At 68.8% G+C, this 25,325-nt stretch carries 31 protein-coding genes; 12 read left to right on the top strand and 19 right to left on the bottom strand.

Annotated features, from left to right (window positions below; genetic code table 11):
- Nucleotides 1-2: 2 nt before the first annotated feature.
- Both AMYBE_RS0131355 and AMYBE_RS0131350 read right to left on the bottom strand, forming a co-directional pair.
- Nucleotides 3-224, bottom strand: coding sequence for an RNA-binding S4 domain-containing protein (locus AMYBE_RS0131355; protein ID WP_020663348.1), 222 nt, complete (start codon nt 222-224; stop codon nt 3-5).
- Between the two features lie 12 nt (nt 225-236).
- Nucleotides 237-989: a trypsin-like serine peptidase gene (locus AMYBE_RS0131350; protein WP_020663347.1), complete on the bottom strand. Its 753-nt coding sequence runs from the start codon at nt 987-989 to the stop codon at nt 237-239.
- Between the two features lie 63 nt (nt 990-1,052).
- Between AMYBE_RS0131350 and AMYBE_RS0131345 the strand changes: the two genes are divergently transcribed.
- Both AMYBE_RS0131345 and AMYBE_RS0131340 read left to right on the top strand, forming a co-directional pair.
- Nucleotides 1,053-1,883: an SDR family NAD(P)-dependent oxidoreductase gene (locus AMYBE_RS0131345; protein ID WP_020663346.1), complete on the top strand. Its 831-nt coding sequence runs from the start codon at nt 1,053-1,055 to the stop codon at nt 1,881-1,883.
- A 115-nt stretch (nt 1,884-1,998) separates the two neighbouring features.
- Nucleotides 1,999-2,634, top strand: a complete 636-nt coding sequence (locus AMYBE_RS0131340; RefSeq protein WP_020663345.1) for a hypothetical protein — start codon at nt 1,999-2,001, stop codon at nt 2,632-2,634.
- Between the two features lie 9 nt (nt 2,635-2,643).
- On the opposite strand, the gene AMYBE_RS0131335 is transcribed toward AMYBE_RS0131340, so the two are convergent.
- The gene (locus tag AMYBE_RS0131335; protein ID WP_020663344.1) at nt 2,644-3,300 is read right to left on the bottom strand and encodes a response regulator; all 657 of its coding nucleotides are present in this window, start codon (nt 3,298-3,300) and stop codon (nt 2,644-2,646) included.
- Nucleotides 3,297-4,916 (bottom strand): sensor histidine kinase, encoded by a 1,620-nt coding sequence (locus AMYBE_RS0131330; protein WP_245573282.1) that lies wholly within the window; start codon nt 4,914-4,916, stop codon nt 3,297-3,299. The genes AMYBE_RS0131335 and AMYBE_RS0131330 overlap by 4 nt, the downstream gene beginning before the upstream one ends.
- A gap of 157 nt (nt 4,917-5,073) precedes the next feature.
- On the opposite strand from AMYBE_RS0131330, the gene AMYBE_RS0131325 reads away from it, so the two are divergent.
- The 4 genes from AMYBE_RS0131325 to AMYBE_RS0131310 all read left to right on the top strand — a co-directional run bounded on the left by AMYBE_RS0131325 (nt 5,074) and on the right by AMYBE_RS0131310 (nt 8,720).
- Entirely contained in the window at nt 5,074-5,877 is an 804-nt protein-coding gene (locus AMYBE_RS0131325; RefSeq protein ID WP_020663342.1) for an ABC transporter ATP-binding protein, read from the top strand.
- A complete protein-coding gene (locus AMYBE_RS0131320) occupies nt 5,867-6,742 on the top strand; it encodes an ABC transporter permease (protein WP_020663341.1) in 876 nt (291 codons plus the stop codon). Before AMYBE_RS0131325 ends, AMYBE_RS0131320 begins: the two co-directional genes overlap by 11 nt.
- Before the next feature lies 1 nt (nt 6,743).
- Nucleotides 6,744-7,799, top strand: coding sequence for an ABC transporter substrate-binding protein (locus AMYBE_RS0131315; RefSeq protein ID WP_020663340.1), 1,056 nt, complete (start codon nt 6,744-6,746; stop codon nt 7,797-7,799).
- Nucleotides 7,800-8,006: 207 nt separating this feature from the next.
- Nucleotides 8,007-8,720 (top strand): G1 family glutamic endopeptidase, encoded by a 714-nt coding sequence (locus AMYBE_RS0131310; protein ID WP_020663339.1) that lies wholly within the window; start codon nt 8,007-8,009, stop codon nt 8,718-8,720.
- Between the two features lie 102 nt (nt 8,721-8,822).
- On the opposite strand, the gene AMYBE_RS0131305 is transcribed toward AMYBE_RS0131310, so the two are convergent.
- From AMYBE_RS0131305 to AMYBE_RS0131280, 6 genes are all read right to left on the bottom strand, one after another.
- Nucleotides 8,823-9,140, bottom strand: coding sequence for an antibiotic biosynthesis monooxygenase family protein (locus tag AMYBE_RS0131305; protein WP_020663338.1), 318 nt, complete (start codon nt 9,138-9,140; stop codon nt 8,823-8,825).
- A 43-nt stretch (nt 9,141-9,183) separates the two neighbouring features.
- On the bottom strand, nt 9,184-9,858 hold the full coding sequence (locus tag AMYBE_RS0131300; RefSeq protein ID WP_154676353.1) for a DUF1345 domain-containing protein: 675 nt from the start codon (nt 9,856-9,858) through the stop codon (nt 9,184-9,186).
- Nucleotides 9,859-9,879: 21 nt separating this feature from the next.
- On the bottom strand, nt 9,880-10,404 hold the full coding sequence (locus AMYBE_RS0131295) for an O-acetyl-ADP-ribose deacetylase (RefSeq protein ID WP_020663336.1): 525 nt from the start codon (nt 10,402-10,404) through the stop codon (nt 9,880-9,882).
- A gap of 215 nt (nt 10,405-10,619) precedes the next feature.
- A complete protein-coding gene (locus tag AMYBE_RS0131290) occupies nt 10,620-11,255 on the bottom strand; it encodes a DUF4232 domain-containing protein (RefSeq protein WP_020663335.1) in 636 nt (211 codons plus the stop codon).
- 197 nt (nt 11,256-11,452) lie between these two features.
- Nucleotides 11,453-11,860 carry an SsgA family sporulation/cell division regulator gene (locus tag AMYBE_RS0131285; protein ID WP_020663334.1) on the bottom strand — a complete coding sequence of 136 codons (408 nt, stop codon included), beginning with the start codon at nt 11,858-11,860 and terminating at the stop codon, nt 11,453-11,455.
- Nucleotides 11,861-12,035: 175 nt separating this feature from the next.
- Nucleotides 12,036-12,506 (bottom strand): Lrp/AsnC family transcriptional regulator, encoded by a 471-nt coding sequence (locus tag AMYBE_RS0131280; protein ID WP_020663333.1) that lies wholly within the window; start codon nt 12,504-12,506, stop codon nt 12,036-12,038.
- 244 nt (nt 12,507-12,750) lie between these two features.
- On the opposite strand from AMYBE_RS0131280, the gene AMYBE_RS0131275 reads away from it, so the two are divergent.
- Nucleotides 12,751-13,767, top strand: a complete 1,017-nt coding sequence (locus tag AMYBE_RS0131275) for a beta-ketoacyl-ACP synthase III (protein WP_020663332.1) — start codon at nt 12,751-12,753, stop codon at nt 13,765-13,767.
- Between the two features lie 39 nt (nt 13,768-13,806).
- On the opposite strand, the gene AMYBE_RS0131270 is transcribed toward AMYBE_RS0131275, so the two are convergent.
- On the bottom strand, nt 13,807-15,279 hold the full coding sequence (locus AMYBE_RS0131270; RefSeq protein ID WP_211227016.1) for an adenylate/guanylate cyclase domain-containing protein: 1,473 nt from the start codon (nt 15,277-15,279) through the stop codon (nt 13,807-13,809).
- Nucleotides 15,280-15,367: 88 nt separating this feature from the next.
- Between AMYBE_RS0131270 and AMYBE_RS0131265 the strand changes: the two genes are divergently transcribed.
- Nucleotides 15,368-15,856, top strand: a complete 489-nt coding sequence (locus AMYBE_RS0131265) for an FBP domain-containing protein (RefSeq protein WP_020663330.1) — start codon at nt 15,368-15,370, stop codon at nt 15,854-15,856.
- A gap of 201 nt (nt 15,857-16,057) precedes the next feature.
- Nucleotides 16,058-16,342, top strand: a complete 285-nt coding sequence (locus AMYBE_RS45900; RefSeq protein ID WP_211226881.1) for a hypothetical protein — start codon at nt 16,058-16,060, stop codon at nt 16,340-16,342.
- On the opposite strand, the gene AMYBE_RS0131255 is transcribed toward AMYBE_RS45900, so the two are convergent.
- The 3 genes from AMYBE_RS0131255 to AMYBE_RS0131245 all read right to left on the bottom strand — a co-directional run bounded on the left by AMYBE_RS0131255 (nt 16,305) and on the right by AMYBE_RS0131245 (nt 18,864).
- Nucleotides 16,305-17,117 carry a class I SAM-dependent methyltransferase gene (locus tag AMYBE_RS0131255; protein WP_020663328.1) on the bottom strand — a complete coding sequence of 271 codons (813 nt, stop codon included), beginning with the start codon at nt 17,115-17,117 and terminating at the stop codon, nt 16,305-16,307. The genes AMYBE_RS45900 and AMYBE_RS0131255 overlap by 38 nt on opposite strands.
- A gap of 69 nt (nt 17,118-17,186) precedes the next feature.
- Nucleotides 17,187-17,915, bottom strand: a complete 729-nt coding sequence (locus AMYBE_RS0131250) for a FadR/GntR family transcriptional regulator (protein WP_034287414.1) — start codon at nt 17,913-17,915, stop codon at nt 17,187-17,189.
- 187 nt (nt 17,916-18,102) lie between these two features.
- Entirely contained in the window at nt 18,103-18,864 is a 762-nt protein-coding gene (locus AMYBE_RS0131245; protein ID WP_020663326.1) for a GntR family transcriptional regulator, read from the bottom strand.
- A gap of 103 nt (nt 18,865-18,967) precedes the next feature.
- Here AMYBE_RS0131245 and AMYBE_RS0131240 point away from each other — a divergent pair, with 103 nt between their 5' ends.
- Complete coding sequence (locus AMYBE_RS0131240; protein ID WP_020663325.1) at nt 18,968-19,189, top strand: hypothetical protein; 222 nt, start codon at nt 18,968-18,970, stop codon at nt 19,187-19,189.
- Nucleotides 19,190-19,334: 145 nt separating this feature from the next.
- Here the strand turns inward: AMYBE_RS0131240 and AMYBE_RS0131235 are convergent, their stop codons facing one another.
- From AMYBE_RS0131235 to AMYBE_RS0131220, 4 genes are all read right to left on the bottom strand, one after another.
- A complete protein-coding gene (locus AMYBE_RS0131235) occupies nt 19,335-20,081 on the bottom strand; it encodes an ESX secretion-associated protein EspG (RefSeq protein WP_020663324.1) in 747 nt (248 codons plus the stop codon).
- 27 nt (nt 20,082-20,108) lie between these two features.
- Complete coding sequence (locus AMYBE_RS0131230; protein WP_154676352.1) at nt 20,109-21,071, bottom strand: hypothetical protein; 963 nt, start codon at nt 21,069-21,071, stop codon at nt 20,109-20,111.
- Nucleotides 21,072-21,390: 319 nt separating this feature from the next.
- The gene (locus tag AMYBE_RS0131225; RefSeq protein ID WP_211226880.1) at nt 21,391-22,020 is read right to left on the bottom strand and encodes a DUF3558 domain-containing protein; all 630 of its coding nucleotides are present in this window, start codon (nt 22,018-22,020) and stop codon (nt 21,391-21,393) included.
- The gene (locus AMYBE_RS0131220; protein WP_020663321.1) at nt 22,017-22,418 is read right to left on the bottom strand and encodes a hypothetical protein; all 402 of its coding nucleotides are present in this window, start codon (nt 22,416-22,418) and stop codon (nt 22,017-22,019) included. The genes AMYBE_RS0131225 and AMYBE_RS0131220 overlap by 4 nt, the downstream gene beginning before the upstream one ends.
- 306 nt (nt 22,419-22,724) lie before the next feature.
- Between AMYBE_RS0131220 and AMYBE_RS0131215 the strand changes: the two genes are divergently transcribed.
- Nucleotides 22,725-23,486, top strand: coding sequence for a sulfite exporter TauE/SafE family protein (locus AMYBE_RS0131215; protein WP_020663320.1), 762 nt, complete (start codon nt 22,725-22,727; stop codon nt 23,484-23,486).
- Nucleotides 23,487-23,524: 38 nt separating this feature from the next.
- On the opposite strand, the gene hisC is transcribed toward AMYBE_RS0131215, so the two are convergent.
- Complete coding sequence (hisC, locus tag AMYBE_RS0131210) at nt 23,525-24,583, bottom strand: histidinol-phosphate transaminase (protein ID WP_020663319.1); 1,059 nt, start codon at nt 24,581-24,583, stop codon at nt 23,525-23,527.
- 104 nt (nt 24,584-24,687) lie between these two features.
- On the opposite strand from hisC, the gene AMYBE_RS0131205 reads away from it, so the two are divergent.
- Nucleotides 24,688-25,320 carry a dienelactone hydrolase family protein gene (locus tag AMYBE_RS0131205; protein WP_020663318.1) on the top strand — a complete coding sequence of 211 codons (633 nt, stop codon included), beginning with the start codon at nt 24,688-24,690 and terminating at the stop codon, nt 25,318-25,320.
- Nucleotides 25,321-25,325 lie beyond the last annotated feature (5 nt).

The raw sequence follows: 25,325 nt of genomic DNA, 5'->3' as shown, positions 1-25,325 counted from the left end.
CGTCAGTCAGACAGCGAAACCCGAGCCTCGTCGCCGCCGACCGAGACCACGTCGCCGTTCGCCAGCTGACGCCCCCGGCGAGTCTCCACCTCGCCGTTGACCGTCACCTCTTCCGCGTCGATCAAATCCTTCGCGTGCGCTCCGTTGTCCGCCAGATCGGCCAGCTTCAGAAACTGGCCGAGCCGGATGGGTTCGCCGGTGATCGGGACATCGCGCACGTTCATGGGCGAATCATGTCACGGGGTGGCGGTCGCCTTCTGATAGAGCGCGGTGATCTGGTCGTCGAAGTAGCTGGCGTACGACACGTCATCGGTGTATCCGCCCGCCTCGTATCCGCCGACCACGCCGACCACCGTGCCCAGCTTCGTGTCCGGTGCCGGGTCCGCCACCAGCGGGCTGCCGCTCGTGCCGGTCGCGAAACCGGGGCAGTCGAGGCGCATCTGGTGTTCGTCCTGCTGCTGTGTCTGCACCTGGCAGGTGGCCACCTCGTCCACGCCGTCCGGGTAGCCGGCCACCGTCACCGGGCGCGCGAAGGGACCGTTCGCGCCCAGCTGGTTCGCTCCGGTCACCGATTCGATCGGTTCCGGCGAGCCGGCCTGGCGCGCCGTCGCGAAGCCGACATCGAGGTTCGGATCGGACGTGTCCATCCAGCCTTGCGCGACCGTCTCGTCCCCGACCTGCCAATACCCGTACGGCGCGATGCCGTCGTGGAAGCCGGGGGCGAACGTCACGCCGGTCAGGTATCCGCCGCCCTCGCCGTCGTGGATGCAGTGGGCGGCGGTGACCAGTTCGTCGCCTCGGGGGCTGTGGACCACGCTCGCGGTGCAGTAATGCGCGCCGTCGACGAACAACGCGCCGATCGCCGGGTGGAGCGGCTTCGCCGCCGTCGAGGTCGCAGGGATCACCGGATCATCCGTTTTGTCCGTGCACGCCACGACGGCACCGCTTGCACTCATCAGTGCGAACAGCCCGATCACCGTGCGCCGCATGTCACCTCCCGTACCGGTTCCCGTCACTAGTATCAGAACAACCGGTGAGGACAGGGTGGGAAAATGAAGGACTTCTCAGGCAAAGTCGCGGTGATCACCGGAGCGGGCTCGGGCATCGGCCGCGCGCTCGCTCTGGAGCTGGCGTTGCATGGCGCCCGGCTGGAACTTTCCGATGTCGACTCCGAGGGGCTCGACGGCACCGTTCGCCAGGCCCGCGAACGCGGTGCGCTCGTGCGCGGCCATGCGCTCGACGTGGCCGACCGGGCCGCGGTGCTCGCCCACGCCGAGGACGTCGCGGGAGAGCACGGGCGGGTGAACCTCGTCGTCAACAACGCCGGGGTGGCGCTCGGCGCGACCGTCGAGGAGATGACCTTCGAGGACTTCGACTGGCTGCTCGGCATCAACCTCGGCGGCGTGGTGAACGGGACGAAGGCGTTCCTGCCTCATCTCATCGCCTCCGGCGACGGTCATCTCGTGAATATCTCCAGCGTGTTCGGATTCGTCGGAGTGCCTACGCAGAGTGCCTACAACGCGGCGAAGTTCGCCGTTCGCGGATTCACCGAGTCGCTGCGCGAAGAAATGCTCGCGGCCGGGCATCCGGTCGGTGTCAGCTGCGTGCACCCGGGCGGGATCAAGACCAACATCGCGCGCAACGCACGCGGCGGCGGCGACCAGGACGACCTGGCCGCCGGGTTCGACAAGATCGCCCTCACCACACCGAAAAAGGCGGCGCAGACGATCCTGCGCGGAGTGCGCCGGAAGTGCGCGCGGATCCTCATCGGACCGGACGCCTACGTCATCGACGCCATCCCGCGCGTCTTCGGTTCCGCCTACCAGCGGCCGCTCGCGATGCTGGCGCGACCGGGGCTCAACCGCTCGAAGCGGAACGGATAACGCGGCCGGAGCGGGCTTGCTCACCCGATGGAGTTGCATTTAGACCAACCCCGTCGGAACTACAGCAGAATGCACCCCGTCCACCCGTGTGTCCGCACCCCGGAGGTAGCCCTCGATGCTGCGCCTTGCCGAGCGCCGTCCGCACGCGCCCGCAGACCGCGCCTCCGGGGAGCTGGTCGACCGCACCGGGATCATCGCGGCGAGCGTCCCGCGTCGCGCCGACGACGCGGTGGCCGCGGAGACCAGTTGCGAGTCGACGCAGCAGATCCCGGTGGTCGCCGGCACCGCGCCGGCCGAGCAGGGGCCGCGTGCGGTGGTGGTGCGGCGGCGGGCCCAGCGGTGGATCGGCGGCGGCGCCGCGGTGCTGCTGGTCGGGTTCGGCTGGTTGACCGGCGGGTTGCTCGCCGGGGCACACGACCACACCTCGGACGAGGTCGCGCAGGCGGACCAGCGTGTTCCGGTCGCCGAACAGCAGATCCCGGTGCCCTCGACGGTGGTCGCGCCGATCACCCAGACCGCACCGCCGGTCACCGTCTACGTTCCCGTGCCCTCGCACGATTCCCCTGCTCGCCGGCACGTTCCGACCCGGTCCGCTACGCCGCGCGCACCGGCTGCACCGGCTGCGGAAGAAGCCGATCCGCGAGTGGACCCGCCAGCGCCGACGACGAGTTCGGCGCAGCCCCGGATCGGCCAGTACCTGGACTGGAAGTCCTGGGTGGACGCGGCTGAGCGGATCGCGGCCGGGCACTGAGCCCGCGGATCAGCCGATCCAGGCGTACTCGTGCTCCGGGCGGCCGGTAGCGCCGTATCGGAGCCGCATTTCCACCGCGCCGGACTCCGCGAGCGCGGTCAGGTAGCGCTGCGCGGTCGCGCGTGCCATGCCGAGTTCTCGCGCTACTTCCGCCGCGGACAGCGGAGCGGGCGAGTCGCGCAGCCGCTCGGACACCAGCCGCGCGGTCGCGCTTGACTGACCCTTCGGCGTGGCTGCCCGGTCCTGGTCGTGCAACGAGCGAAACGCGCGGTCCACGTCTTCCTGCGACAGCGGTCGTTCCGTCGTCATCAACCCGCGGTAGCGGGCGTAGGAGGTGAGCCGTTCGGACAGCTGCCGGGTCGTGAACGGTTTGATCAGGTAGTTCAGCGCGCCGGCGCGGAGCGCGGCAGAGATCGACGTGGGGTCGGTGGCGGCGGACAGCACGATGGTGTCCGTTTTGAGGTCGGGCAGGACGGACAGGCCGGGCTCGTCCGGCAGGTAGACGTCCAACAGCACCAAGTCCGGGGTCAGTTCCCGCACGCGCGCGCGAGCCTCGGCGGCGGTGTGCGCGACACCTGCGACGGTGAAACCCGGTACCTCCGACACGAAACCCGCGTGCACGCCGGCGACGCGGAAGTCGTCGTCCACGATCAGGGTGCGGATCATGCGTCGGTCTCCTCGGGTCGGTCCAGCAGGCCAGGAAGTTTGGCCACGAACAGCGCGCCGACGGTATCGCCGCCGGGGTCGGCGAGCCACACGTCGCCGTCTCGGGCACGGGCGGCTTGCCGTGCCAGGGCGAGGCCAAGACCGTGCCCGGGACTGAGCTTTGTGGACACTCCCTCAGCGAAGAGGTTGTCCCGCAGGTCAGGCGCGACACCTGGCCCACTGTCTACAACGGACACATGCAAAGCGGACCCGTCGGCAAGCAGTCCGATCTCCACCCAGGAGGGCCGGCGCGGGCCGAGCAGGGCGGCGTGCAGGGCGTTGTCGACCAGGTTGCCGATCACTGTTCCGGCGGCGATCGGATCGGTCACCGGGGTGGGTGCCCAGGAATCGTCGGCGACCCGCAGATCTATGCCTTTTTCCTGTGCCTGCTCGGTTTTCGCGACCAGCAGGGCCCGCAGGTAGGGGTCGGCGACCCGGTCGTCGAGCGGTCGCGCCCGGGAAGCGGTGGTCTCGGTGAGCGTCTGCAGGTACTCCTCAGCCTCGGCGTGGTGGCCCAGTTGCAGCAAGCCGGACAGGGTGTGCAGGCGGTTGGCGAACTCGTGGCGCTGGGCACGCAGGCCGTCGGAAAGCGAACGGATGCCGTCCAGTTCCCGGGTGAGGGTGTCGAGATCGGTGCGGTCGCGGAAAGTCAGCACGGTGCCGAGGGCGCGCTCGTCCCGGTGCACGGCGCGGGAGTTGACCACCAGTACCCGATTTCCGGCTACTGCCAGCAGATTGTCCACCGGCAGTCCCTCGGCGACGGCGTTGTGCACGCGCGGTGACAGGTCCAGTTCTTCGAGCGGCGTGCCGACCGGCAGGGGAGTGTCCAACAGGCGTTCGGCCTCGTCGTTGCGGACGGTCACCCGATGTTCGGCGTCGACGGCCAGCACTCCTTCGCCGATGCCGTGCAGGACGGCTTCGTGTTCGTACAGAAGCTCGGTCAGCTCGTGCGGTTCAAGGCCGTGCGTTACGCGGCGCAAGCGGCGGTTGAGCAGCGCCGACGCACCGGCCCCGATCAGCAGCGCGCCGCCGGCGAAGATCATCGTCAAGACCAATATCCGGTTGAAATCGCTGGTGAGCTCGCCGATGCGGTAGCCGACGCTGACCTCGCCGACGACGCGCGGGCCGAGCCGGATCGGGGTTTTGCTGCGCACCGACGGGCCGAGCGTGCCGGCGTTGAACTCGCTGACCACGTCGTTGCCCGCGATCACTTCTTCCCACGAGCTGCTCACCGGCTTGCCGACCTCCGACCGGGTCGGATGCGCCAGCCGGATGCCGTGATCGTCGGTGATGACCACGAACAGCAGCGCGTCGTCGGTGCCGGTCACCGCCTCGACTCGCTGCTGCAGGTCCGGATTCGGTTTCCGGGAGGCGGCGCCGTTGACCACCGCCGGCTCGGTCGCCACCGATTTCGCGATCGCCAGCGCTCGCTGGCCGTACTGCTCGACCAGCGTCGTGCGCAGCAGCCAGCTGACCAGTGCGACGCCGAGGCCCACGAGCAGGACCACCACGCCGATCTGCAACAGCAGCACCTGACGGGTGAACCGCATCCGCGGGAAGAGCGCCCAATTCGGCATGGCAGGGAACATACCCCCAGCTCAGCGCCGTGCGCTAAACGAGCAAAACGTGGAGAACGCGCAGAGCGCACGCAGAACGTCGACAAGCTTCTCCCGGGTCACACCGGTACTTAACCTGCCTCGAGCGAGTCCCCACCGTGACGAAGGAGTCACCTCGATGGCCCCACTCATCGAACTGATCGGCGCCACCAAAAGGTTCCCCAGCGGATCCGGTTCCGTCCACACCGCTGTCCGCGAGCTCACCATGACCGTCGAACCCGGGGAGTTCGTCTCCGTGGTCGGCCCGACCGGCTGTGGCAAATCCACCACGCTCTCCCTGGTTTCCGGGCTGCAACCGCCGTCGGCGGGCCGGGTCGTCGTGCACGGCGAGGACGTGAAGTCCATTCCGGACGGCGTCGGCTACATGTTCCAGACCGACGCGGTGATGCCGTGGCGTTCGGTGCTGGACAACGTCGCCTCCGGCCCGCGGTTCCGCGGTGAGTCCAAAGAGGACGCTCGGAAGAAGGCGGCGGACTGGATCGGCCGGGTCGGCCTGGCCGGGTTCGAGAAGTACTATCCGCACCAGCTTTCCGGCGGCATGCGCAAGCGCGTCGCACTGGCCCAGACGCTGGTCACCGAGCCCAAGATCCTGCTGATGGACGAGCCGTTCTCCGCGCTCGACGTGCAGACCCGCGCCCTCATGCAGGACGAGCTGCTGCGGCTGTGGTCCGGCTCCGGCGCCGCGGTGATCTTCGTGACGCACGACCTCGACGAGGCCATCGCGCTGGCGGACAAGGTCGTCGTGCTGACCACCAGCCCGGCGACCGTCAAGGACGTCTTCGAGGTCCCGCTGGAGCGGCCGCGCAAGGTCGAGGACCTTCGGCTGACCGAGGAATTCCGCAAGATCTACTCCGACATCTGGGAATCGCTGCGCGGCGAGGTCGACAAGGCCCGCCAGAAGGGAGCGACCGGTGTCGCTTGAGACTCGGACCGCGCCGACGCCGGTCTTCGAAACCGAACAGGACATCGTCGCCCGCGCGAAGAAGTCGGCCGGGCGGCACCGACGCAACGTCTGGTTGCTGCGGCTGGCGATCCTCGTGGCCTGGCTGGGCCTGTGGGAACTGGCCGGCCGGTTCTGGATCGACCCGTTCTTCTACTCGATGCCGTCGAAGATCTGGGACCGGCTGGTGGAATGGTTCTCCACCGGGACGGATTTCGGCAGCATCTGGTACCAGATCCTGGTTACCGTCGAGGAAGCCGTGATCGGCTTCGTGCTCGGTGCGGTGGCCGGTGTCATCTGCGGTGTCGTTCTCGGCCGCAGCGCGTATCTCGCCGAAGTCCTGGCACCGTTCATCAAGGCGGCCAACGCGATGCCGCGGATCGTCCTCGCCGCGCTGTTCGTGATCTGGTTCGGTCTCGGGTTGTCTTCAAAAGTCGCGACGGTGTTCGTGCTGGTGTTCTTCGCGGTGTTCTTCAACGCGTTCACCGGTGCTCGGGAAGTGGACCGCAATCTGATCGACAACGCGCGCATTCTCGGCGCGACGCGCTGGCAGGTGCTGCAGTCGATCGTGCTGCCCAGCGCGACGTCGTGGATCCTTTCCTCGCTGCACGTCGCGTTCGGGTTCGCGCTGATCGGTGCGGTGGTCGGCGAGTACACCGGAGCCAAGGCGGGCATGGGTTTCCTGATCGCCAACGCGCAGGGAACCTTCGACACCGCCGGGGTTTACGCCGGCATGCTGGTGATCATGGTGGTGGCGCTGTTCGCGGAATGGGTGATCGGCTCGGCCGAGCGCAAGCTGCTGCGCTGGCGTCCGCAGGTTTCCGCCCAGGCGAGCCAGGGGATCTGACATGCGGCTGAAAAGGACACTCGCGGTCGCGGCGGCCGCGCTGGTCACCGTGGCCGGGGTGAGCGCCTGCCGGGATTCCCGGCAGATCGACCTCGGCGACAGCGGGCGGCCGCACGTCAAGATCATGGTCGGCGGACTGTCCAAAGTGATCTATCTGCCCGGCCAGCTCGCCCAGCAGCTGGGCGAATACCAGAAGCAGGGATTGGACGTCGAACTGTTCGACCAGCCCTCCGGCGCGAACGCGGAAACCTCGCTGCTGGCCGGTGAGGTGCAGGGCGTGATCGGGTTCTACGACCACACGATCGACCTGCAGGCCAAGGAACAATGCATCACCAGCGTGGTGCAGTTCGCGAACGTGCCGGGCGAGGCGGAGATGGTCGCCACGAAGAAGGCGGACCAGATCAAGTCCGGCGCGGACTTCCGGGGCCGGAACCTGGGCGTCACGTCGCTGGGCTCGTCGACCGACTTCCTCACCAAGGCGCTGGCCAGCCGCGGCGGGGTCGGCAGCAAGGATTACACGCCGGTGAAGGTCGGGGCCGGGCAGACGTTCATCTCGGCGATGCAACAGGGTTCGATCGACGCCGGCATGACGACCGACCCGACGATCGCGCAGCTGACCAACACCGGTCAGGCCAAGGTGCTCTACGACATGCGCACCCCGGAAGGCACCAAGGCCGCGCTGGGCGGGCTGTACCCGGCGAGCTCGCTGTACATGAGCTGCGAGATCGTGAAGCGTTATCCGGATGTCGTGCAGAAACTCGCGAACGCGTACGTGGCTTCGCTGCAGTGGTTGTCCACGCACACCGCGGAACAGGTCGCCGATGTGATGCCGAAGTCGTTCGCGGGCGGGGACAAGGCGCTGTACGTGAAATCTCTCAAGGACAGCCTGCCGATGTTCACCAAGGACGGCCGGATGGACCCGGCCGGTGCGCGGAACGTGCTGAAGGTGCTCGGCTCCTCCTCCAGCAACGTGAAGCCCAAGAAGGACAAGATCGATCTGTCCCAGACCTACACCACCCGGTTCGTGGACGCGGCGCACGCACGCGCCGCGCAGTAGTCCGCTCCGCGCGCGAGGTCCGTGTCCGGCCCGTCCCGTCCCCGCGGGCCGGGCACGGACTTCCGTGCACACAAAGGAGAATCAGGACATTCGGTGAGTAATTCGCCAGATGTGAATACCCTTCGAAAGTAGCTACCGGCAGCGGGCAAGCAAATTCAACACTGGTACGCGTCGGCTCCCCGAGTCCCGCGACCAGATTGGATGCCCATGAACTCGCGTATTTTTTCGCGCCCGGTAAGGCTTTTCGCGGTCGGAGCGGTTGCCGCCGCGTCTCTCGTCGCCGGTGCGGGCGCCGGGCCGGTCTCGTTTGGCGCGCACTTCCACGGAAATCACTATTCCGGCGGGAACTGGGGCGGCTACGTCAGCTTCGGCAGCTTCACGACCGCGACCGCCGGCTGGACCGAGCCCTCGGCGACCTGCAAGAGCAGCAACGATCTTTTCGCTCCGTGGGTGGGCATCGACGGCGACGGATCGTCCTCTGTGGAGCAAACCGGGGTGGCGACCGACTGCTCCAGCGGCAGCCCGCAGTACCAGGCGTGGTACGAGATGTACCCGGCCGCACCGGTGTACTACTCGGCGTCGGAAGCTCCGGTGAAGGCCGGTGACCACCTGACCGCGACCGTCACCCGCAGCGGGACCAGCTACACGCTCGACCTGAAGAACGACACCCAGGGCTGGACCAAGACGACCACCCAGTCGCTGAACGCGCCGCACTCCTCGGCCGAGGCGATCATCGAATCGCCGACCGACTCCTACCCGTCGATCAGCGGCGGCGTGAAGTTCGACGGGGTCAAGTTCGACGGCAAGAACCTCGCCGACACCAGCCCGCAGGGCCTGAACGCGGACGACGGCGGCAGCGCCACCTGGACTCCCGGCCCGATCGGCTCGGACGGCCAGAGCTTCGCCATGACCCGGCAGTGACCTTCCCGGCGGCGCGGATGTGATGCCGTGAAGGGAACATTGAGGGACTCAGAGTCCCTCAATGTTCCCTTCACGGACGGGCATGAGGGGGAGCGGCGGGCCTCAGCGGCGGAAGTCGTAAGCCCGTTCCACCCGCGACACCTGCACCTCGTAGTCCAGGTACCACTCCGCGCGGCCCTGCCGCCGAGCCTCGACGTGCTCGAGGTTGGCGCGCCATCCGGCGATCGACTTCTCGTCCTTCCAGTACGACACGGTGATGCCGAGCCCGGACTCCTCGCGAACCGAGGTCTCGCCGAGGTAGCCCGGCTGTTGAGCGGCGAGCTTGGACATGGCGGTGGACCGTTCGGCGTAGCCGCGGTCGCCCTCGGTGCGCCGGGAAGTGAAGATCACGGCGTAGTAAGGCGGTTCGGGAAGCTCCATAGCTGGAGATATACCCGGCGCGGGCGGCTGGGGCCAGTGTGTTTCAGCCCTGGAGGCCGTTCACCGCCCAGGCGAACACCATCAGCGCGAGCAGCAGCGAGATGCCAGCTTGCACCATCATGGTCATCTTCGCCCAGATCCGCAGCGGCATCACGTCGGTGGGGCTGAACGCCGTGGCGTTGGTGAACGAGGTGTACAGGTAGTCCAGGTACTTCGGTTCCCACTCGGCCTTCGCCATCGACGGATCGCTCATCTGCGGGAACTGCAGGTCCGGGAAGTCCGCGCGGCCGGTCGCCCGCCTGGCCGGGCCGCCGCGGTCGAATTCCCAGTACCAGAGCGAGAAGACGACGATGTTCGTCCAGTAGATGACGACGCCGCTGATCAGCACCTGCACTGCGTGCCCGCGCTGCGATCCCTCGGCGATCCCGATCACCAGCTGCACCGCGGACGCTCCGTTGAGCACGCTGACCACCGCGAGCACGCACAGCGCGACGATCCGCTCGATGATGTTGAACTCGCTGAGCCGGCCGGGGTTCAGCAGCAGCAGCGCGCCGATCAGCGCCGCGGTCAGCGACGGCAGCAGCCACCAGGGGTGCAGCACCATCTCGTCCGGCAACGCGAGTTGCAGCGCGAGAGTCCCGATGACCACGATCGCCGCCGGCCATCGGGTCTCGCCCCTGGTCGCCCGCCGCCAGGCAGGCAGTCTTTGATCGGCCACCCGCTCACGGTAGGGCCTGGATCAGCGGATTTCCCGTACCGCCGCCGCGAAGGTGTCGTGCGCGGCGCGATCGAAGAGGACGAACCGCACCACGTCGAACGATTCGCTGGCCCGGACGGTCGTCACGGCGATGCGCGCGGCGTCGGCCATCGGCCAGCGGTAGACGCCGGTGGAGATGGCCGGGAAGGCGATGCTGCGCGCACCGAGGTCCGCCGCGACGGCGAGCGAGTTGCGGTGGCAGTCGGCCAGCAGATCCGACCGGTCCTCGGTGTCCGACCACACTGGGCCGACGGTGTGCACGACCCAGCGCGCCAGCAGCCGTCCGGCGGTGGTCGCGACGGCCTGCCCGGTCGGCAGGCCGCGGCCGTAGTGGCCGGCTCGCAGTTTCCGGCACTCAGCGAGAATCTCCGGCCCGCCCTTGCGGTGGATCGCACCGTCGACGCCGCCCCCTCCCAGCAGGGACGAGTTGGCCGCGTTGACGATAGCGTCCACTTCCTGCTCGGTGAGGTCGCCTTGGACCAGTTCGATGTCCGCCATGGCCGCCATTGTGGGCCATCGACGAGCCGGAACGCGCGGCGGTTTCCTCGCGCGTGCGAAGGCCGCACCGCGGTCCGTCACCGGCCGAGGTATCGACACCGCGGGGAGCCAGAGCACCCGGAAAGTCCTTAATGGACAGCGGGGCGCGGCCGACCTGGCCGCGCAATCAGGAGCTGGCGAAGGGCCTGCGTCCTGCCCGGCGCAGGCCCTTCGTCGTTGCCAGGTCAGGAAGGGTCGGCCTTGATGCCGTCGACCCAGGTGCCGGGGTGGGTCGCCCCGTCCTGGCGAGTGATCGCGAGGTCTGAGGGCCAGGTCGCCTTCAGCGCCTTGGTCTGGCCCGGCGGGATGGTCTCCAGGCTTTGCGCGGTCCAAGCTGGCGACTCCGCGGGCGGATTCGGGCTGGACTGGAGCACGGTGATCAGCGCGGTTCCGGTACGGCCGGGGGCCAGGATGTTGTGCGGGGTGCCGGTTTCCCGGCGCAGCAGCGAGTCGACCGGTCCGTAGGTGGGGTGCTCCGGGCCGTGCAGGTCGACGCCCGGGGTGCCGTGCAGGTCGCACGGCTTCGCGCCGATGTTCTTGAACACCAGTGGGAGCTGCACCTGGCTGCCCTCCGGCTTAGCCTTGCCGAGCGTCACGCTGAGGTTCTCGGTCGTGCACCGCGGCGTCGGGCCGGACGGCTGTCCGTTCGCGGCGCTAGCCGGAGCGCCGGGTGCCGGGGTTCCGGAAGGAGCGGATTCTGCGGTGGGCGCCGAAGCGTCGGAGGTGGCGGAGTTCGAACCCGAGCCGCAGGCCGCGAGAGCGAAGACGCTCGCGAGAGCCGCTGCGCCGGCGGCGGCGCGGGTACGCGTGGTGGTGGACATCGGGGAGCTTCTCCTCTTGGGGGACCGTGCCACGGAAGCTGCGGGCTTCCGTTTAATGCCCAAGATCATCCCAGTCGATGCATGCCGATGCGGTCGTTTCCGCACAGCCGATCCCGCGAAACGGACGAAAAGGGCGGATCGAGTGCCTCCAGCGCACTCGAGCCGCCCTTTTCCTCATGCCGCGGGATCGGCAGGTCTCACACGTTGCTGATCTCCTCGATCAGCCCGTCGATGTCGAAGTGCTCGCTCTCGGCGCCGAGCGGCACCAGCTCGTAGGACGACTCCAGGAACGTCTGCAGGTCGGCGCGCTCCAGTTCGAAGGAGGCGTACCCGTCCGGCGATTCGATCTCCAGCGTCAGCAGGGCCTCGTCCTCGGACAGGTCCGGCCGGACCCGCACGTCGCCGATCCCGGTCGGCTCGTCCATTCCGGCCGCGAGCAACTCGCGGGCGAAGGTCCACTCGATCCACCGGCCCCGCTCGGTCCGGAACGACACGGTGACCGCGAACGGCTCCGAGACGAGGTAGGACAGGCGGGACAGCACCGGCGTAGTGCTCTCGTTCAGCAGTACGAACTGGGTCTGGTGTACGGCGTCGGTGGTGTGCACGGCTGCTCCTGGAGTCCTCCGGTCGTTCGCGCCTCGCGAACTGGTCGGCAGGGAGATGATCGACCGGGGGACCCGTGACGCCATTGCCTCGACGTTCACGCGATCGGTTGCATCGTCCCGCATTCGCGTAACGCCGGACACAGAGCTCTTGCGCTTGCCGCGCGGCCCCGCTCGCTCAGCGAAGCGGCAGCGTGAGGCCTACTTTGACCCGGTCCATGGCGACACTGGTGGTGAAGTGCCGGACGTTCGGGTTGTCGAAGAACATCCGGCGGGCGAACGCCTCGAAGGCGGCCATGTCCGGGCAGGAGACGATCAGCACGAAGTCGGCCGCGCCGGTCACGTAATAGCACTGCTGCACGCAGTCGTCGGCCAGAACCTGGGCGCGGAAGCCGTCCAGCACCGCCAGGCTCTCCCGCTCCATCTCGACCATGACGACGAACGTCATGTCCAGCCCGAGCGCCGCCGGGGACAGCACCGCGACCTCTTTTTCGATCACCCCGGCCTCGCGCAGCCGCTTGATCCGTCGCTGCACCGCCGCCGCGGACAGGCCCACCTTCGCCCCGATGACCTCGGCGATGGTGCGGGCGTCGGCCTGCAGGCAGGCGAGGATGGCGAGGTCAAGCTGGTCGAGGTCGGGAGTGCGCACGCTTCAGGCTAACCGGAGGCACCGACAAAACGCGCCGGGTTTACCGGACCTGGGGAACGGCCGACTGCTGCGGCTGGCCAGGGGAACGAGGCTCCGGAGCGAAGATCGCACTACCCCCTATAGGGCGAATGTGGAAGAGGTCTCTTAGTGATGTGGAACACAACTGACCGGTCTACCCAGGGGTAGGCCATACAAGGGAGGCAATCCGGCACGTCCGCCACCCGCCGGTCTGGGAGGTTCCGCCATGAGTGCTGCCGGCAGGTCGCCGCACCGCGCCGCTGTCGTCGCCGGGCTGGGCGGTGCGCTGCCCGAAACCGTGGTGACCAACCACGAGATCGCCGCCCGGCTGGACACCAGCGACGAGTGGATCCGTACCCGCACCGGCATCCGCGAGCGGCGCCGGGTCGCGCCCGGGCAGTCCACGGTGGATCTGGCCGAGGAGGCGGGCCGGGCGGCGCTCGGCGGCGAATCGGCGGACGCGGTGGTCCTGGCGACCTCGACCCCAGGCCAGCTCTGCCCGGCGACGGCCCCGCAGGTCGCCGCGCGGCTGGGTCTCGGCACGGCGCTGGCGCTGGACGTGAACGCGGTGTGCAGCGGCTTCATCTACGCGCTGGCGACCGCCGCCGGGTTCATCTCCGGCGGGATCGCTTCGCGCGTGCTGGTGATCGGCGCGGACGTCTTCACTTCCCTGATCGACCCGGACGACCGCACCACGGTGCCGATCTTCGGCGACGGCGCGGGCGCGCTGCTGCTGCGCGCGGGCGAACCGGAAGAGCGCGGCGCGCTGGGTCCGTTCGACCTGCACAGCGAGGGCGAGTTGGCGAAACTGCTGTGGGTCGAAGCGGGCGGCGCGACCCAGCGGTTACCGGAGGACCCGAAGGACCGGTTCCTCGTGATGCAGGGCACGGCGGTGTTCCGGCAGGCGTGCGCGCGGATGGCCGAATCCTCGCGCGCGGTGCTGGAGCAGGCCGGCTGGATGGTCGGCGACGTGGACCGGTTCGTCGGCCACCAGGCGAACATCCGGATTCTGCAGGCGACCGCGAAGCAGCTCGGGATGCCGACGGACACCGTCGTGTCGAACATCGACCGGGTAGGCAACACGAGCGCGGCGTCGATCCCGCTGGCGCTGGCCGACGCGGCCGCGGACGGGTCGCTGATGCCGGGGCACCGGGTCCTGCTGACCGCGTTCGGCGCCGGACTGACCTGGGGCTCCACCGTGCTGACCTGGCCGGACGTGCCGGTGCCGGCGGCGGCTGGCTGAACGCGAGCGCATGCTCAGCGAGTCCGAAGGCCGAAAACGCTAGGTCGTCCAGGTCCGGGTCTCGCGGTGCCGGCCGCGCAGGTGCAGTTCCCCGTGCAGCCGCCAGTGTTCCCGTTCGCCGCCGAGCGCGTATTTCACCGTCGTTTCGCTGGCGAGCACCCGCGCCGGCACGGCCTTCGCGTGCTCGGTGAGCCGCGCGGCCTCGTTCACCGCGTCGCCGATCACCGTGTACTCCAGCCGGCTCGACGCGCCGAGCTGGCCCGCGAACACCTGCCCGGTCGCGACTCCGATGCCCAGGTCCAGCTCGCCTTCCGACATCACCGCATCCCGAATCGCGCGGGCCGCGGCGAGCGCCATCGTCGGGCCGTCGGACAGCCGGGTCGGCGCGCCGAAGATGCACAGCGCCGCGTCGCCCTGGAACTTGTTGACCAGCCCGCCGCGCGCGTCGACCGCGGAAACCACGCTGGCGAAGAACCGGTTCAGCTTCTCGACCAGCTCCTGCGGCGGGGTGCGCGACGCGAGTGCCGTCGAGTCCACGACGTCGACGAAGAGCGCGGTCACCTCGCGGACGTCGCCGGACAGCGAAGCGCCGTACTCCAGCGCGTGCCGCGCGACGTCGGTGCCGACGTGGCGGCCGAACAGATCCCGCATCCGGTCCTGCTCGCGCAGCCCGGCGGCGAGGTCGTTGACGGACGTCTGAAGCATCCCGATCTCGCTGGAATCGTCCACGTCGACGTGCACGTCCTTGCGGCCGTGCGCGATCGCGTCGAGTGCGACCCGAAGCCGGTGCAACGGAGCGGCGACGGCGCGGGAGAGCAGTGCGGTGCCGATCGCGCCAGTGGTGAGTCCGGCGACGGACAGCACGATCAGGCTCGCGGTGGGGTTCCCGTGCCGGCCGAGATCAGGCGGCGTCGTCACCAGCAGCACGCCGATCAACGGCACGCCGCTGGCCAGCACCCAGGTGACCACCAGCCGGGTCAGCACGGTGACCGGCAGCGCGCCGCGCGGCGGCAGCACGTCGAGCGCCATCGTCATGACCGGGCGGGCGACCCATTCCGCCGCGAGATAGGTGAGCCCGACCGTGGTCAGGCCGCCGAGGCCGATGGTGAGCGCGATGCCCGCCGCATCGCCGAGCGACCCGAGCACGCCGGCCAGAATGCCCTGTGCGAGCGCACCGACCAGCCAGAGCGTTCCGCTGACCACTGCCATGTCGAACGGCAGCCGTAGCGCGCGCTTGGCTTCCGCCTCAGTCGGCGGCCGGCCGATGGTGAACCATACGACGGTGCGGCGCTGCAGGTACGCGGTCCACAGCGTGCCGATGATCAATGCGAGCGCGACCACTCCTGCCGCGGTGACGCCGAGCACCCAGCCGCGGTTGTCGACGTCCTCGGGCAAGCCCTGCAGGAGCAACAGCAGCGCGACGACCCCGGCACCGGCGACACTAGAGCCGATGCCGAGCGCGGCGAAGCCCAGACTGGTGCGCAAAACCAGCCGGAACCTCCCCGCGATCATCTTGCGCACCCGCCGATCGTATGGGGTGGCGGGCCGGGGAGCGAGAAAAGCCGTCGCTGTCGCCGGGGCGGGTGGCTAGCGTGCCGGTATGCAGCCGCTCGACTCCGCGGAGATCCGTGCCTCCTTCGTCAACTGTTCCCGCGGGGAAGCCAAGTCCGTCACGATTCCGGCCGAGGTTCCGTGGGAAACGCGCGACTTCCTCGGCTGGCGCGACGCGAAGGCGCCCGGCCGGGCTTACCTGGTAGTGCCGCACGGCGAGGAGCTGATCGGCCTGTCGCTGCGTGCTGCCGCGCCGCCGAAGTCGCGGCTGCGGAGCAACATGTGCGCGTTCTGTTCCACGACGCATCCGCTGGCGGACATCACGCTGTTCACCGCGCGGCTGGCCGGCAAGGCCGGTCGCGACGGGAACACGGTAGGCACGTATCTGTGCTCTGACCTGGCTTGCAGTGCGTATCTGCGTGGTGAGCTGCGGCCGGCGGTGCCGCAACCGAAGGAGACGCTCTCCACCGGGGAGCGCGTCGCGCGGATGGGCGAGAAGGTCGATCGGTTCGTGGCCCGGGTGCTGGAAACCCGGTAGCCGCGATGCGAGCGCTGGTGAACGGGATGTCCGCGAGCAGGCAAAAGCAGCCTGCTCGCGGAGCTGTCTCGGCGCGGGTACCGCACGGTGGACACCGATTACGACGGATACGTGCACGAGGTCGAGGGCTAGCGACGGTGGCGCGAGGACCGGATTTCGGCGCTGCTGGCGACTTCCGGGCCGTTGTTCGTCTCCGGGACGGTGCTGAACCAGTCCCGGTTCTCTCCGCGGTTCAGCGCGATCGTGCTGCTGAGCGCGCCGCGCGAGGTGCTGGTGGAGCGGTTGACGACGCGAACGTCCCATGCGTACGGGAAACATCCGGGCGAACTGGCCGAGGCGTTGCGGTACCTGGACGAGGTCGAGCCGCTGCTGCGTTCCTCGGCGACCTTCGAAGTGCTTACGACAGTGCCGGTGGCCGAGGCCGCCGACGCCGTGCTGCGGCAGGTGCTCAGAAGTCCCATTCGGCGATCCGGCCCATCTTCCTGATCACCGGAAGCAGTGCGCTCGCGCGCAAGGCCAGCCGGGACGCGGCCGGGATCTTCGCCGCCACGTCGCCGCTCGCCCAGTCGGTAGCGTCCAAACAGGACACCACGCGCAGGCCGTAGCGCTCCAGCTCGTGCGGATCGTCGATGCCCCAATGCAAGGTCGCGCCGGCCCGGCGGACGACCGGGTTCAGCGCCTGCGCCTTGATGCCGAGCGTGCTGAAGAAGTCGGACACGATCCGGCCGGACGGGAACTTGCCGACCAGCCGCCGGATCAGCTCGCCGCCGGACTGCGCGGTGAGGTACATGGTGACCCCCTCGGCGACGATCAGTGTCTCGCGGTCGCCGGGAACCTGGTCCAGCCAGTCGAAATCGGTGACCGACGAGCCGATCATCGTATAGCCGGGCCGCTGCGGGTAGAGGCGCGTGCGGACGTCGACCACCTCGGGATAGTCGACGTCGAACCAGGACACGGTCGGCGGCGGGGCGAGCCGGAACACCCGGGTGTCCATGCCGCAGCCGAGATGCACGACGACCGCGTCCGGGCGTTCGGCCAGCCACTTGCCGGCCCTCTCGTCGATGGCGCGGGCCCGGATCGCGACCGAGACGGCGGCGTTCTCGTTGACGCCGAGCTTGCGGAAGTCGTAGTCGATCCGGCGCACCGCCTCGTCGGCGGCGGTGTCGCCGAGGATCGGATCAGGACGGCGCGCGTCGAGCGCGCGGGCGTACAGCGTGCCGAGATTGGTGGCCTTTTCCTCGGTGAAGTGAACTTTCTCCATCCGGACCCCCTGCGCGACAGAGTTTTCACAAACTTATGAATACCGTAGCGCGATCGGCGGAGGCGGGCATCATCCTTGCGCGTGGTCCTGCGGTGCGGGTTCGTGCGCGGCGTAGTCGTGGGCGTAGGTTTTGGCGTCCAGCAAGTGCTTCAGCGTGATCTCGCGGGCAGCCGCCGCGTCCGAGCGGCTGATCGCGTCCAGGATCGCGCGGTGCTCTTCCACAGCCTTGCGGATCTGACCGGGCAGCCGCAGCGCGGCGCGGCGCTCCTCGCCGACCAGTGCGAGCACCGAACGCAGCAGGTCGGCGACGTCGTCGCTGCCCGCGTTGCCGGCGATCACCCGGTGGAACTCGGCGTCGGTCGCGATGACGCGCAGCATGTCCCCAGCCGCCGCGGCTGCTTCCATCTCCGCGACGTTGTCCGCCAACCGCTGCACAGTCCGCGGCGTGCGATGCCGAGCGAGCCGCTCGGCGAGAGTCGGCTCGACCGTCGCACGCAGGTCGAACAGCTTTTCCACCAGCTGCTCGTGCTCGGAGAACCAGCTGCTCAGCGGACCGTCCGCGGCCTGCTGCTCACGCACGTAAGTGCCCGACCCGGCGCGGATCTGGACGTACCCGATCGAATCCAGCACCCGCAGCGCCTGCCGCAACGACCCGCGGCTGATGCCAAGCTGCTCGCACAACGCGCGCTCCGCGGGCAGGCGCGAGCCCGGCGCGAGCTCGCCTGAGTCGATCATCCCGCGCAGATGGTCGACCGTGGCGCTCCAGACCTGATCGGATTCGTGGGCCACGCCGCCCATCCTGACAGGTACCGGATCGAGCCGCGGAAAGATGTCGGTGGCGGGTTGCCTGATCGGTCGAGGATGCGCTGGCGCCGAGTCTCCATGCCAGCACCGATACGCCGCACCGCTGTCAGGAAGCGGCTGGTCATGAGGTCGGGGTCCGTGCTAGCCACTTGAAATGCCGCGTACTCGTCGCGAGGGTTGCTCAGTCGGCCATCCACTCGTAGGACAGCTCGTAGCGGTCGGCCGCGAGAACCATGTCGTTCATCTCCAGCGGCGTACCGTCCTCGCCATGAGCGACGCGGGTGATCGTCATGACGGGAACGCCTTCGGCGAGCTGGAGCAGTGAGGCCTCGTCCGGGGTGGGCATCCGCGCGCCGACGTGCTCGGCGAACCAACCGATCCGGTGCCCGGCTTCTTCCAAGCGCGCATACGCGCCGCCGGGGCCGGTATCGACGTCCTCGATGGCGGTGGCGCGCGTCAGCTCGCGCGGAAAGCGCGACACTGCGAGTTGAACAACCAGCCCGTCGGCGCGCATCACCCGGTCCCGCACCGTTACTTCGGTGCCCTCGGCGATTGCGAGGTGCTGCGCTGTGCGGGCGTCGGCTTCCTCGAATCGGAGCTTCACCGAGCTGGACGGCGTGAATCCGCGGGCCGCGGCGTCCGCGAGGAACGCGCCGCGGTTCTTTGCCCTGGCTGCACGGGACAATCGCGATCGCGCGATTCGCTGGATACTCGCCGGCGGCCGGACGAACACGCCACGACCGTGCTCGCTGGTGACGAGACCTTCGGCGCGCAGCATGTCGACGGCGTCACGAACCGTCGGCCGGGAGACTCCGTAGGTCTCGACCATCTCGCGTTCGCTCGGCAACTGGTCGCCGGGCGCGTAGCGCCCGGCAGCGATCTTCTCGCGCAGGTCCGCTGCGACCTGGCGGAATGCGGGGACGCCGCTTCGTCGATCGACCATGCCGCCATCCTCTCACTGGATAGCTTGTCTTGACCAGTTCCTTCGAATGTGCCACTGTTGTGGATAAGACGTCATTACCAGTTTCGAAAGGTCGCGTGAGGGCTTGCGGATCGACCACGACGGCATCGAAACCGTCGCGGACCCCGAGACCGGGAAGGCCATCAAGGACCAGGCTGTGGTGGAGTTCGCTGAGTTCGTCCTTCAGCGTTTCGAGCATGGCGAATCCGTCGAAGCCCTGGCCGAGAGCACGGCACTCGATGAATTCCTGGTCTGCACGGCGCTCGACCTGGCACGCGCCAACCCGGCGATTCGATGCACGGCCTGAGCCTCCCGGTTGCCGCGTCGGAGCCTCCGACGCGGCAACCGGGCGCGTCCCCTGGGCAGGACGCAAGGCCGTCGCCTCTCGAAGTATCAGAGAGGCCACCGCCCATTACCGGGTTCGTCCCACGAGGAAAGGAAGCAGCGCGGTGTCAGCTACCCCAGCTCGCACGGAGCGCGGCCACCTTCCGAACGAACAGCTGGTCCTCGCCGGGCATGACCGTGACGTACCGGTTTTGCGCCGGTCCGGACAGCTCGAACAGCGCCCGGCCCTCGGCGAGGTCCCGGAACAAGAGAACGCCGCCGACTTCCTGCCGATGCCAGCCTTGCTCGCGCACGGCCACGTTGACCTCGCCACGCCCGGACGCGGGCTGGTTCAGCAGTGCGTCGACCGTGCGCGCAGTGCGACTGCGGTCGCCCGGGTCGTCGCTGTCCTCGCCGCGCAGTTCCTGCTGAGACAACGAGATCGTCGTCAGCTGCGCCGGCCGCGACGCAGGGAGATTGGCCACGAGAACGGCTGCCGGCGACTGGCGGCTGTCCTCTGCTTTCACCCACACCTTTTCCCCGGCGACCACTGCGGTCACAGTGTTGTGGCCACGCGTGGCCACCAGGACGCTGTAGTGCCGCTCCTCGCCGTGGTACCTCGCGAAGTACTCCGTATCAGCTTGGCCCAGTGCGTACAGCGCGTCCTCGAACTCGTCAGTGACGCGCCCGCGCCGGTCCGACAGGCCCAGCTGCGTCAGCTCGCCGCGAGCCTCGTCGTCGAGTTCCGTCGCGAGCGACTCCGGCACGTGCACGGCCCCGCCTCCGAACACGGGATGCGGCTCGCCCAGCCTCACCTCACGGAAAGCGCCCAGAATCGTGCTCAGCGTGATCTCTGTCGTGCGCGACAGCACCACCGTTGTTTCCTCCCCCTCAACCGCTGTCTACTGTCGCCGCGGAATCTCGCCGATCACCGGCGGCGTCGGCTTCACCTCGCTGCCCCCGAACAAGGCGTCCGGGTCGGCTTCCTGCAAGTAGGACGCGGCCTTCTTCTCCTTGTCCTCCTCACCTTTGCCGCCCTTGCCGCCCATGCCGCCGCCCATCGCCGCGCCGTTCTTCCCGGCCGCGCCCGCAGCCCCAGCGCCGCTGCCGCCGCGCCCGGGCACGGACTCGTTCGGCACACCCGCACCGCTGCGGGCACCGGCTCCAGCACCAGCGCCGCCGCGAGCGCCCGGCTCACTGCCTGTGCCCGCACCCGCGCCGCCGCGGTAGCCGCCGCCCGACCCGGAACCGCCCTGCCCGGAACCCGGGCCGCCATAGCCGCCGCCTGGCGGGTAGCCCAGGGGGCCGAACCCGGTAGCCGAGCCGCCGCCCTGCCCTGGCCCCAGCGGGTTCGCCAGCTGCCCGGTCGGCCCGAACTGGTAGCCGCTTGGCGGCTGCGCCGGAGGCGGAGCGTACGAACTCGTCCGTACGCTCGAATCCGGCGGAACGTACTGCCCGGGCGGCGGTACCGATGCCCCGCTGCCGGGCTGCCCCGCACCACTGCCCGAATGGCCAGGACTGCCCGGCACCAGCCCGCCCGACCCGGGCACCGGACCGCTCTCGCCACCACCTGGGCCACGGCGGGCGGGCGGCTTCCCGTCGCCCCCGACCGGCCCAGGCTGCCCCGGGCCCGGGCCGCTCGCGCCAGCCAGGGCGACATCCGCACCCGTGTCCTGCAGCTGCGAATACTGGTTCGTGATCCGCGAACTGTTCGCCGAACTCATCGAGCTGTAGCCGCCGAACACCTGGATATTGTGCTGCGAATCCACGGCCCGCTGCGCCAGCCGCGTCGAATACGTCGGCCCCTGCCCGGTGATCACGTTGATGACGTCCTGGTCCGTTACCGTGGGTTCCTGCGGCGACACCGGTTTCACGCTATTCTTCGCCGTCTGGAATCCCGACATCTGATCGGTAACCGAGTCCGTCGCAAACATTAAATGCACACTGTTGTCGGCCGCTGCATTCGCCAACGGCTCGCAGGAATTCGCTGCCCCTTCTCCGGCCGCACCCTGCCAGCCTCCCGCCACCTTCTGGCGCAGCGCCAACACTCGCCCAGCTCGATCCCTCAACCGATCGCTCAATTTGCCGGTAGCACCGTGGGCGTCACCCAGCGACCCGGGGCCTGGGCCGCCCGTGACCTGGTCGTAGATCTCGCTGGCGTTCAGACATTGCTCCGCCTCCATGTCACTGACCGCCCTTCAGGTTCCCAAGCACCATCTGCGCGACGCTGCGCGCCGATTGGCACGGGTCTTGGCTGCCCTTTTTTTCGGGGGATTGGCTGATCGAAACGACAACGCCTTCGCGATCGCTCGTCCCGAACTCCACGTCGCATCGACCCTCCGACGCGCGCTCGTCAACCTGTCCGTAAGCCACGATCGGATAGCCATCGATCGGGTCTAGCGGCATAAAAAGGGGGTACGTGGTGCCTTTAGCGCGATAGACGCTCGTCAGCCCGAGATTGTCTACGTTCGGGAACACGACGATGATGTGGGCCTGGCTGTGCCAAGCACACGCCGGTCCCGCGGGTGCTTTCAGGTCCGTTTTCGGGGTCACCCCTTTGCCGACCAGGCTGTCCGCTTGGGCAGGGGTCAGCGTGTCGCAGGGTGCCTTCTTGAACTTGTCCGTGTCGATCGGGTTCTCGACCTTCGGAACACCTGGTCCCGGCACCTGATCAGCTGCGGCGCTGGTCGGTGCCGCGGACGGCGCGGACTGGCCGGGCGTCCTCGCCGGCCCTGCTGCCCCGCCGGTCGTTCCGGAACATCCGGCAAGCCCGGCCAAGGCGGCGCATGCCAGCACGGACAGAACGCGTTTCACAGACTTCCCCCGGCGTTCTTGACGTCCTGCGAATGCGTGTCCTCAGCGGCGTTGTAGGTGCCGAGCGCTTTTCGGTACTTCTTTGCCTGTTCCCGGCAGTACTTTTCCTGCTGGGTCAACGACGTTAAGAGCGCCGTCCCGGAGTTACGGATCGTCTCCGCGTTGTTCTTGCTCGCGTAATCGTGCCCGGGCGCCTGCGTTCGCGCGATGATCTTTGCGTAGACCTGGTCTTCGAGGAACAAGTCGGCGAGGGCCTCGAACTCGTCCGCGATCTCCTTCAACGTCTGCTTGTCGTAGACGTACCTGGGTGCAGCGGCGAGCGGATTGAGAAAGTTCTCAACCGGCGTTCCCCCGTAACTCCTGCCGTCCTGGATATGATTCGGCTGGCCGTCCGTCATCGCCGTTACGCCTCCCCGCGTAGTCCGCGCCGAGCTCTTCCCGACGTCAGGGCACACCGAGTGCCCGGCTGATCACTCTAGTCAAGACGGATTCAGTCTGCTGCTGGTTCCGCCTGATAGCGGTGGGTGCCGACGTCGAAGCTATCGCCGCCTTGTCGTCGAGGGATCCCGCAAGTGACTGCCAGTTACCGTTGACCCGCCAGGCCGCGGGTCGCCCGAACGCGATCCGCGCATCCGGTGTCTGACCGGACACATCGCGTCGCCAGAAGTCCGAGCGGGTGCCTAGGGTCGGCGGGTGAGCGCTTTATGACGTGGTGGCACGCCGTCATCATTTTCGTCGCCGGGGTGTGGGCCGGGACGATCAACGCCGTCGTCGGGTCCGGGACGCTGGTGACGTTCCCGGTGCTCGTCGCGCTCGGATACCCGCCGGTGACGGCGACGACGTCCAACGCGGTCGGGCTCGCGCCGGGCACGATCAGCGGCGCGTACGGCTATCGGGCGGAGCTCGTCGGGTACTGGCCGCAGGTCGCGCGCTTCGCGGTCGCCTCGTTCTTCGGGGCCATCGGCGGCACTGTGCTGCTGCTGACCCTGCCCAAGGATGCCTTCGAGAAGGTCGTGCCGGTGCTCGTCGGGCTGGCCGTCGTCCTCGTGATCATCCAGCCGCGGATGGCGAAGTGGGTGCAGCTGCGCCGCGCCGCGAACGGGCGCGAGCACCACGCTGGTCCGTTGCTCTTCGGGCTGTTGTTCGTCATCGGCGTCTACGGCGGCTACTTCACTGCCGCGCAGGGCGTGATGATGATGGCGGTCATGGGCATGTTGCTCTCCGAACCGTTGCAGCGGCTCAACGGCGTGAAAAACGTGCTCTCGGCGGTCATCAACATCGTCGCCGGCACCATTTACGCGTTCGTCGCGCCGGTGAGCTGGCCGGTGATCGGCCTGCTCGCGCTCGGGTCGACGGTCGGCGGGCAGCTCGGGGCCAAGATCGGCCGCAAGCTGCCGCCCACCGTGCTGCGCGGCGTGATCGTCGTGATCGGGCTGGCCGCGGTCGTGCAGCTCGTGCTCAAGTAACCCGGCCCGGACCGCGAGGCCCGAGCCGGGAACTCGGCTCAGGCGGCCTGGAACTCCCGCGCCGCGGCCAGCATCAGGTCGTTCTCCTCCGGCGTCCCGATCGTCACCCGGGCGCCTTCGCCGGGGAACGGCCTCACGATCAGCTTCCGGTCCATCATGTGCTCGGCGAACGCGACGGTCCGCTCGCCCAGCGGGAACCACACGAAGTTCGCCTGCGTCGGCGGGATCTCGTAGCCCATCTCCAGCAGCGCGTCGCGCACCCGGGTGCGCTCGGAGATGATCTGCTGGCACCGGGCGAGCAGCTCGTCCTCCGCGTCCAGTGACGCGATCGCGGCCACCTGAGCGATGCTGTTCACCGAGAACGCCACGTAAACCTGCTGCAGCGCCTGCGCGATCGGCTCCGGTGCCACCGCGTACCCGACGCGCAGACCGGCGAGCCCGTACGCCTTCGAGAACGTCCGCAGCACCGCCACGTTGTCGCGGGTGCGGGTGAACTCGACCCCGTCCGGGACCTCGGGGTCGGTGACGAATTCCTTGTACGCCTCGTCCAGCACCACGAGCACGTGCGGCGGGACCTCGTCGAGGAACCGTTCGATCTCGTCGCGGTGCAGCACCGTGCCGGTCGGGTTGTTCGGGTTGCAGACGAACACCAGCCGCGTGCGGTCGGTGATCGCGGCCAGCATCGCGTCGAGGTCCAGGCCGTGCTCCGGCGTCAGCGGGACCTTCACGCCCTTGGCCAGCGCCACCTGCACGACGATCGGGTACGCCTCGAAGGACCGCCAGCCGAACAGCACCTCGTCGCCGGCCGAGCACAGCGCCTGGATCATCTGCTGGCACAGCGAAACCGAGCCGCAGCCGATCGCGAGCCGTTCCACCGGCACGTCGAGGCGGCGGGACAACCGCTCGCGCAGGGCTTGCGCACCGTTGTCCGGGTACCGGTTGACGCCGGTCACCGCCGCCGTGATCGCCGCCTGCACGCTGGGCAGCGGGCCGCCCGGGACCTCGTTGCTCGCGAGCTTGATGGCACCTTCGATCGTTCGGCCGGGAACGTACTTCGGCAACGAATCAAGGTCTGGACGGGGGGCGAGGGACGGCATCGTCGGTACTCCTCGGTTTTCACGGGACGACGGGGTCACCGTATCTCGCCCCGGCCAATCCCGGAAGGTTCCCAATGTTCACCCGGAAGTGATTGCATGAGGCGATGACGTCGACAACCACCGTGGATGACCAGCGTACCGGCGGCAGCACGCTCCGCCTCACCTTCGCGGAGCCGGCTGGCGCGATCCGGGGCGGGCTGGTGGTCCTGCACGAAGGGCATGGCGTCACGGACGGCGTCCTGCTGCTGGTCAAGAGCCTCGCCGAGGAAGGCTGGCTCACCGTCACGCCGCACATCGAGTCCGGCGAGGAACTCACCCAGCACGACCTGCTCGAAGCCGCCGACCGCACCTTCGACTGGCTCACCGAGCGCGGGGTCGACGCCGACCTGCGCGGCGTCGTCGGCTTCGACCTCGGCGGGACGGCCGCGCTGGTCGTAGCCTCGCACCGCAAGCTCGGCGCGGCGGTCAGCGTGGGCGGGCAGGCGGTCACGGAACTGCCGAAACTGCTTGAGATCGCGGGGCGGGTGACCAGCCCGTGGCTTGGCATGTACGGCGACGCCGGCGACGAGGCAGGCGAGGCCGAGGTGGAGCAGTTGCGCGAGGCGGCGGCCTCGGCGAAGGTCGCGACGAATGTCGTGCGCTATGCGGGGGCGAACCACCGCTTCGACGCCGATCCCGGTGCGGCGGAAGAGGCTTGGCAGCGCACCCTCGACTGGTTCGACGCCCACCTCCGCTGAAAAGG

Source organism: Amycolatopsis benzoatilytica AK 16/65, assembly GCF_000383915.1.
GTDB lineage: Bacteria > Actinomycetota > Actinomycetes > Mycobacteriales > Pseudonocardiaceae > Amycolatopsis > Amycolatopsis benzoatilytica.
Note: the sequence above shows the minus strand (reverse complement) of the source record. Positions and strands in the feature narration are given on the sequence as shown.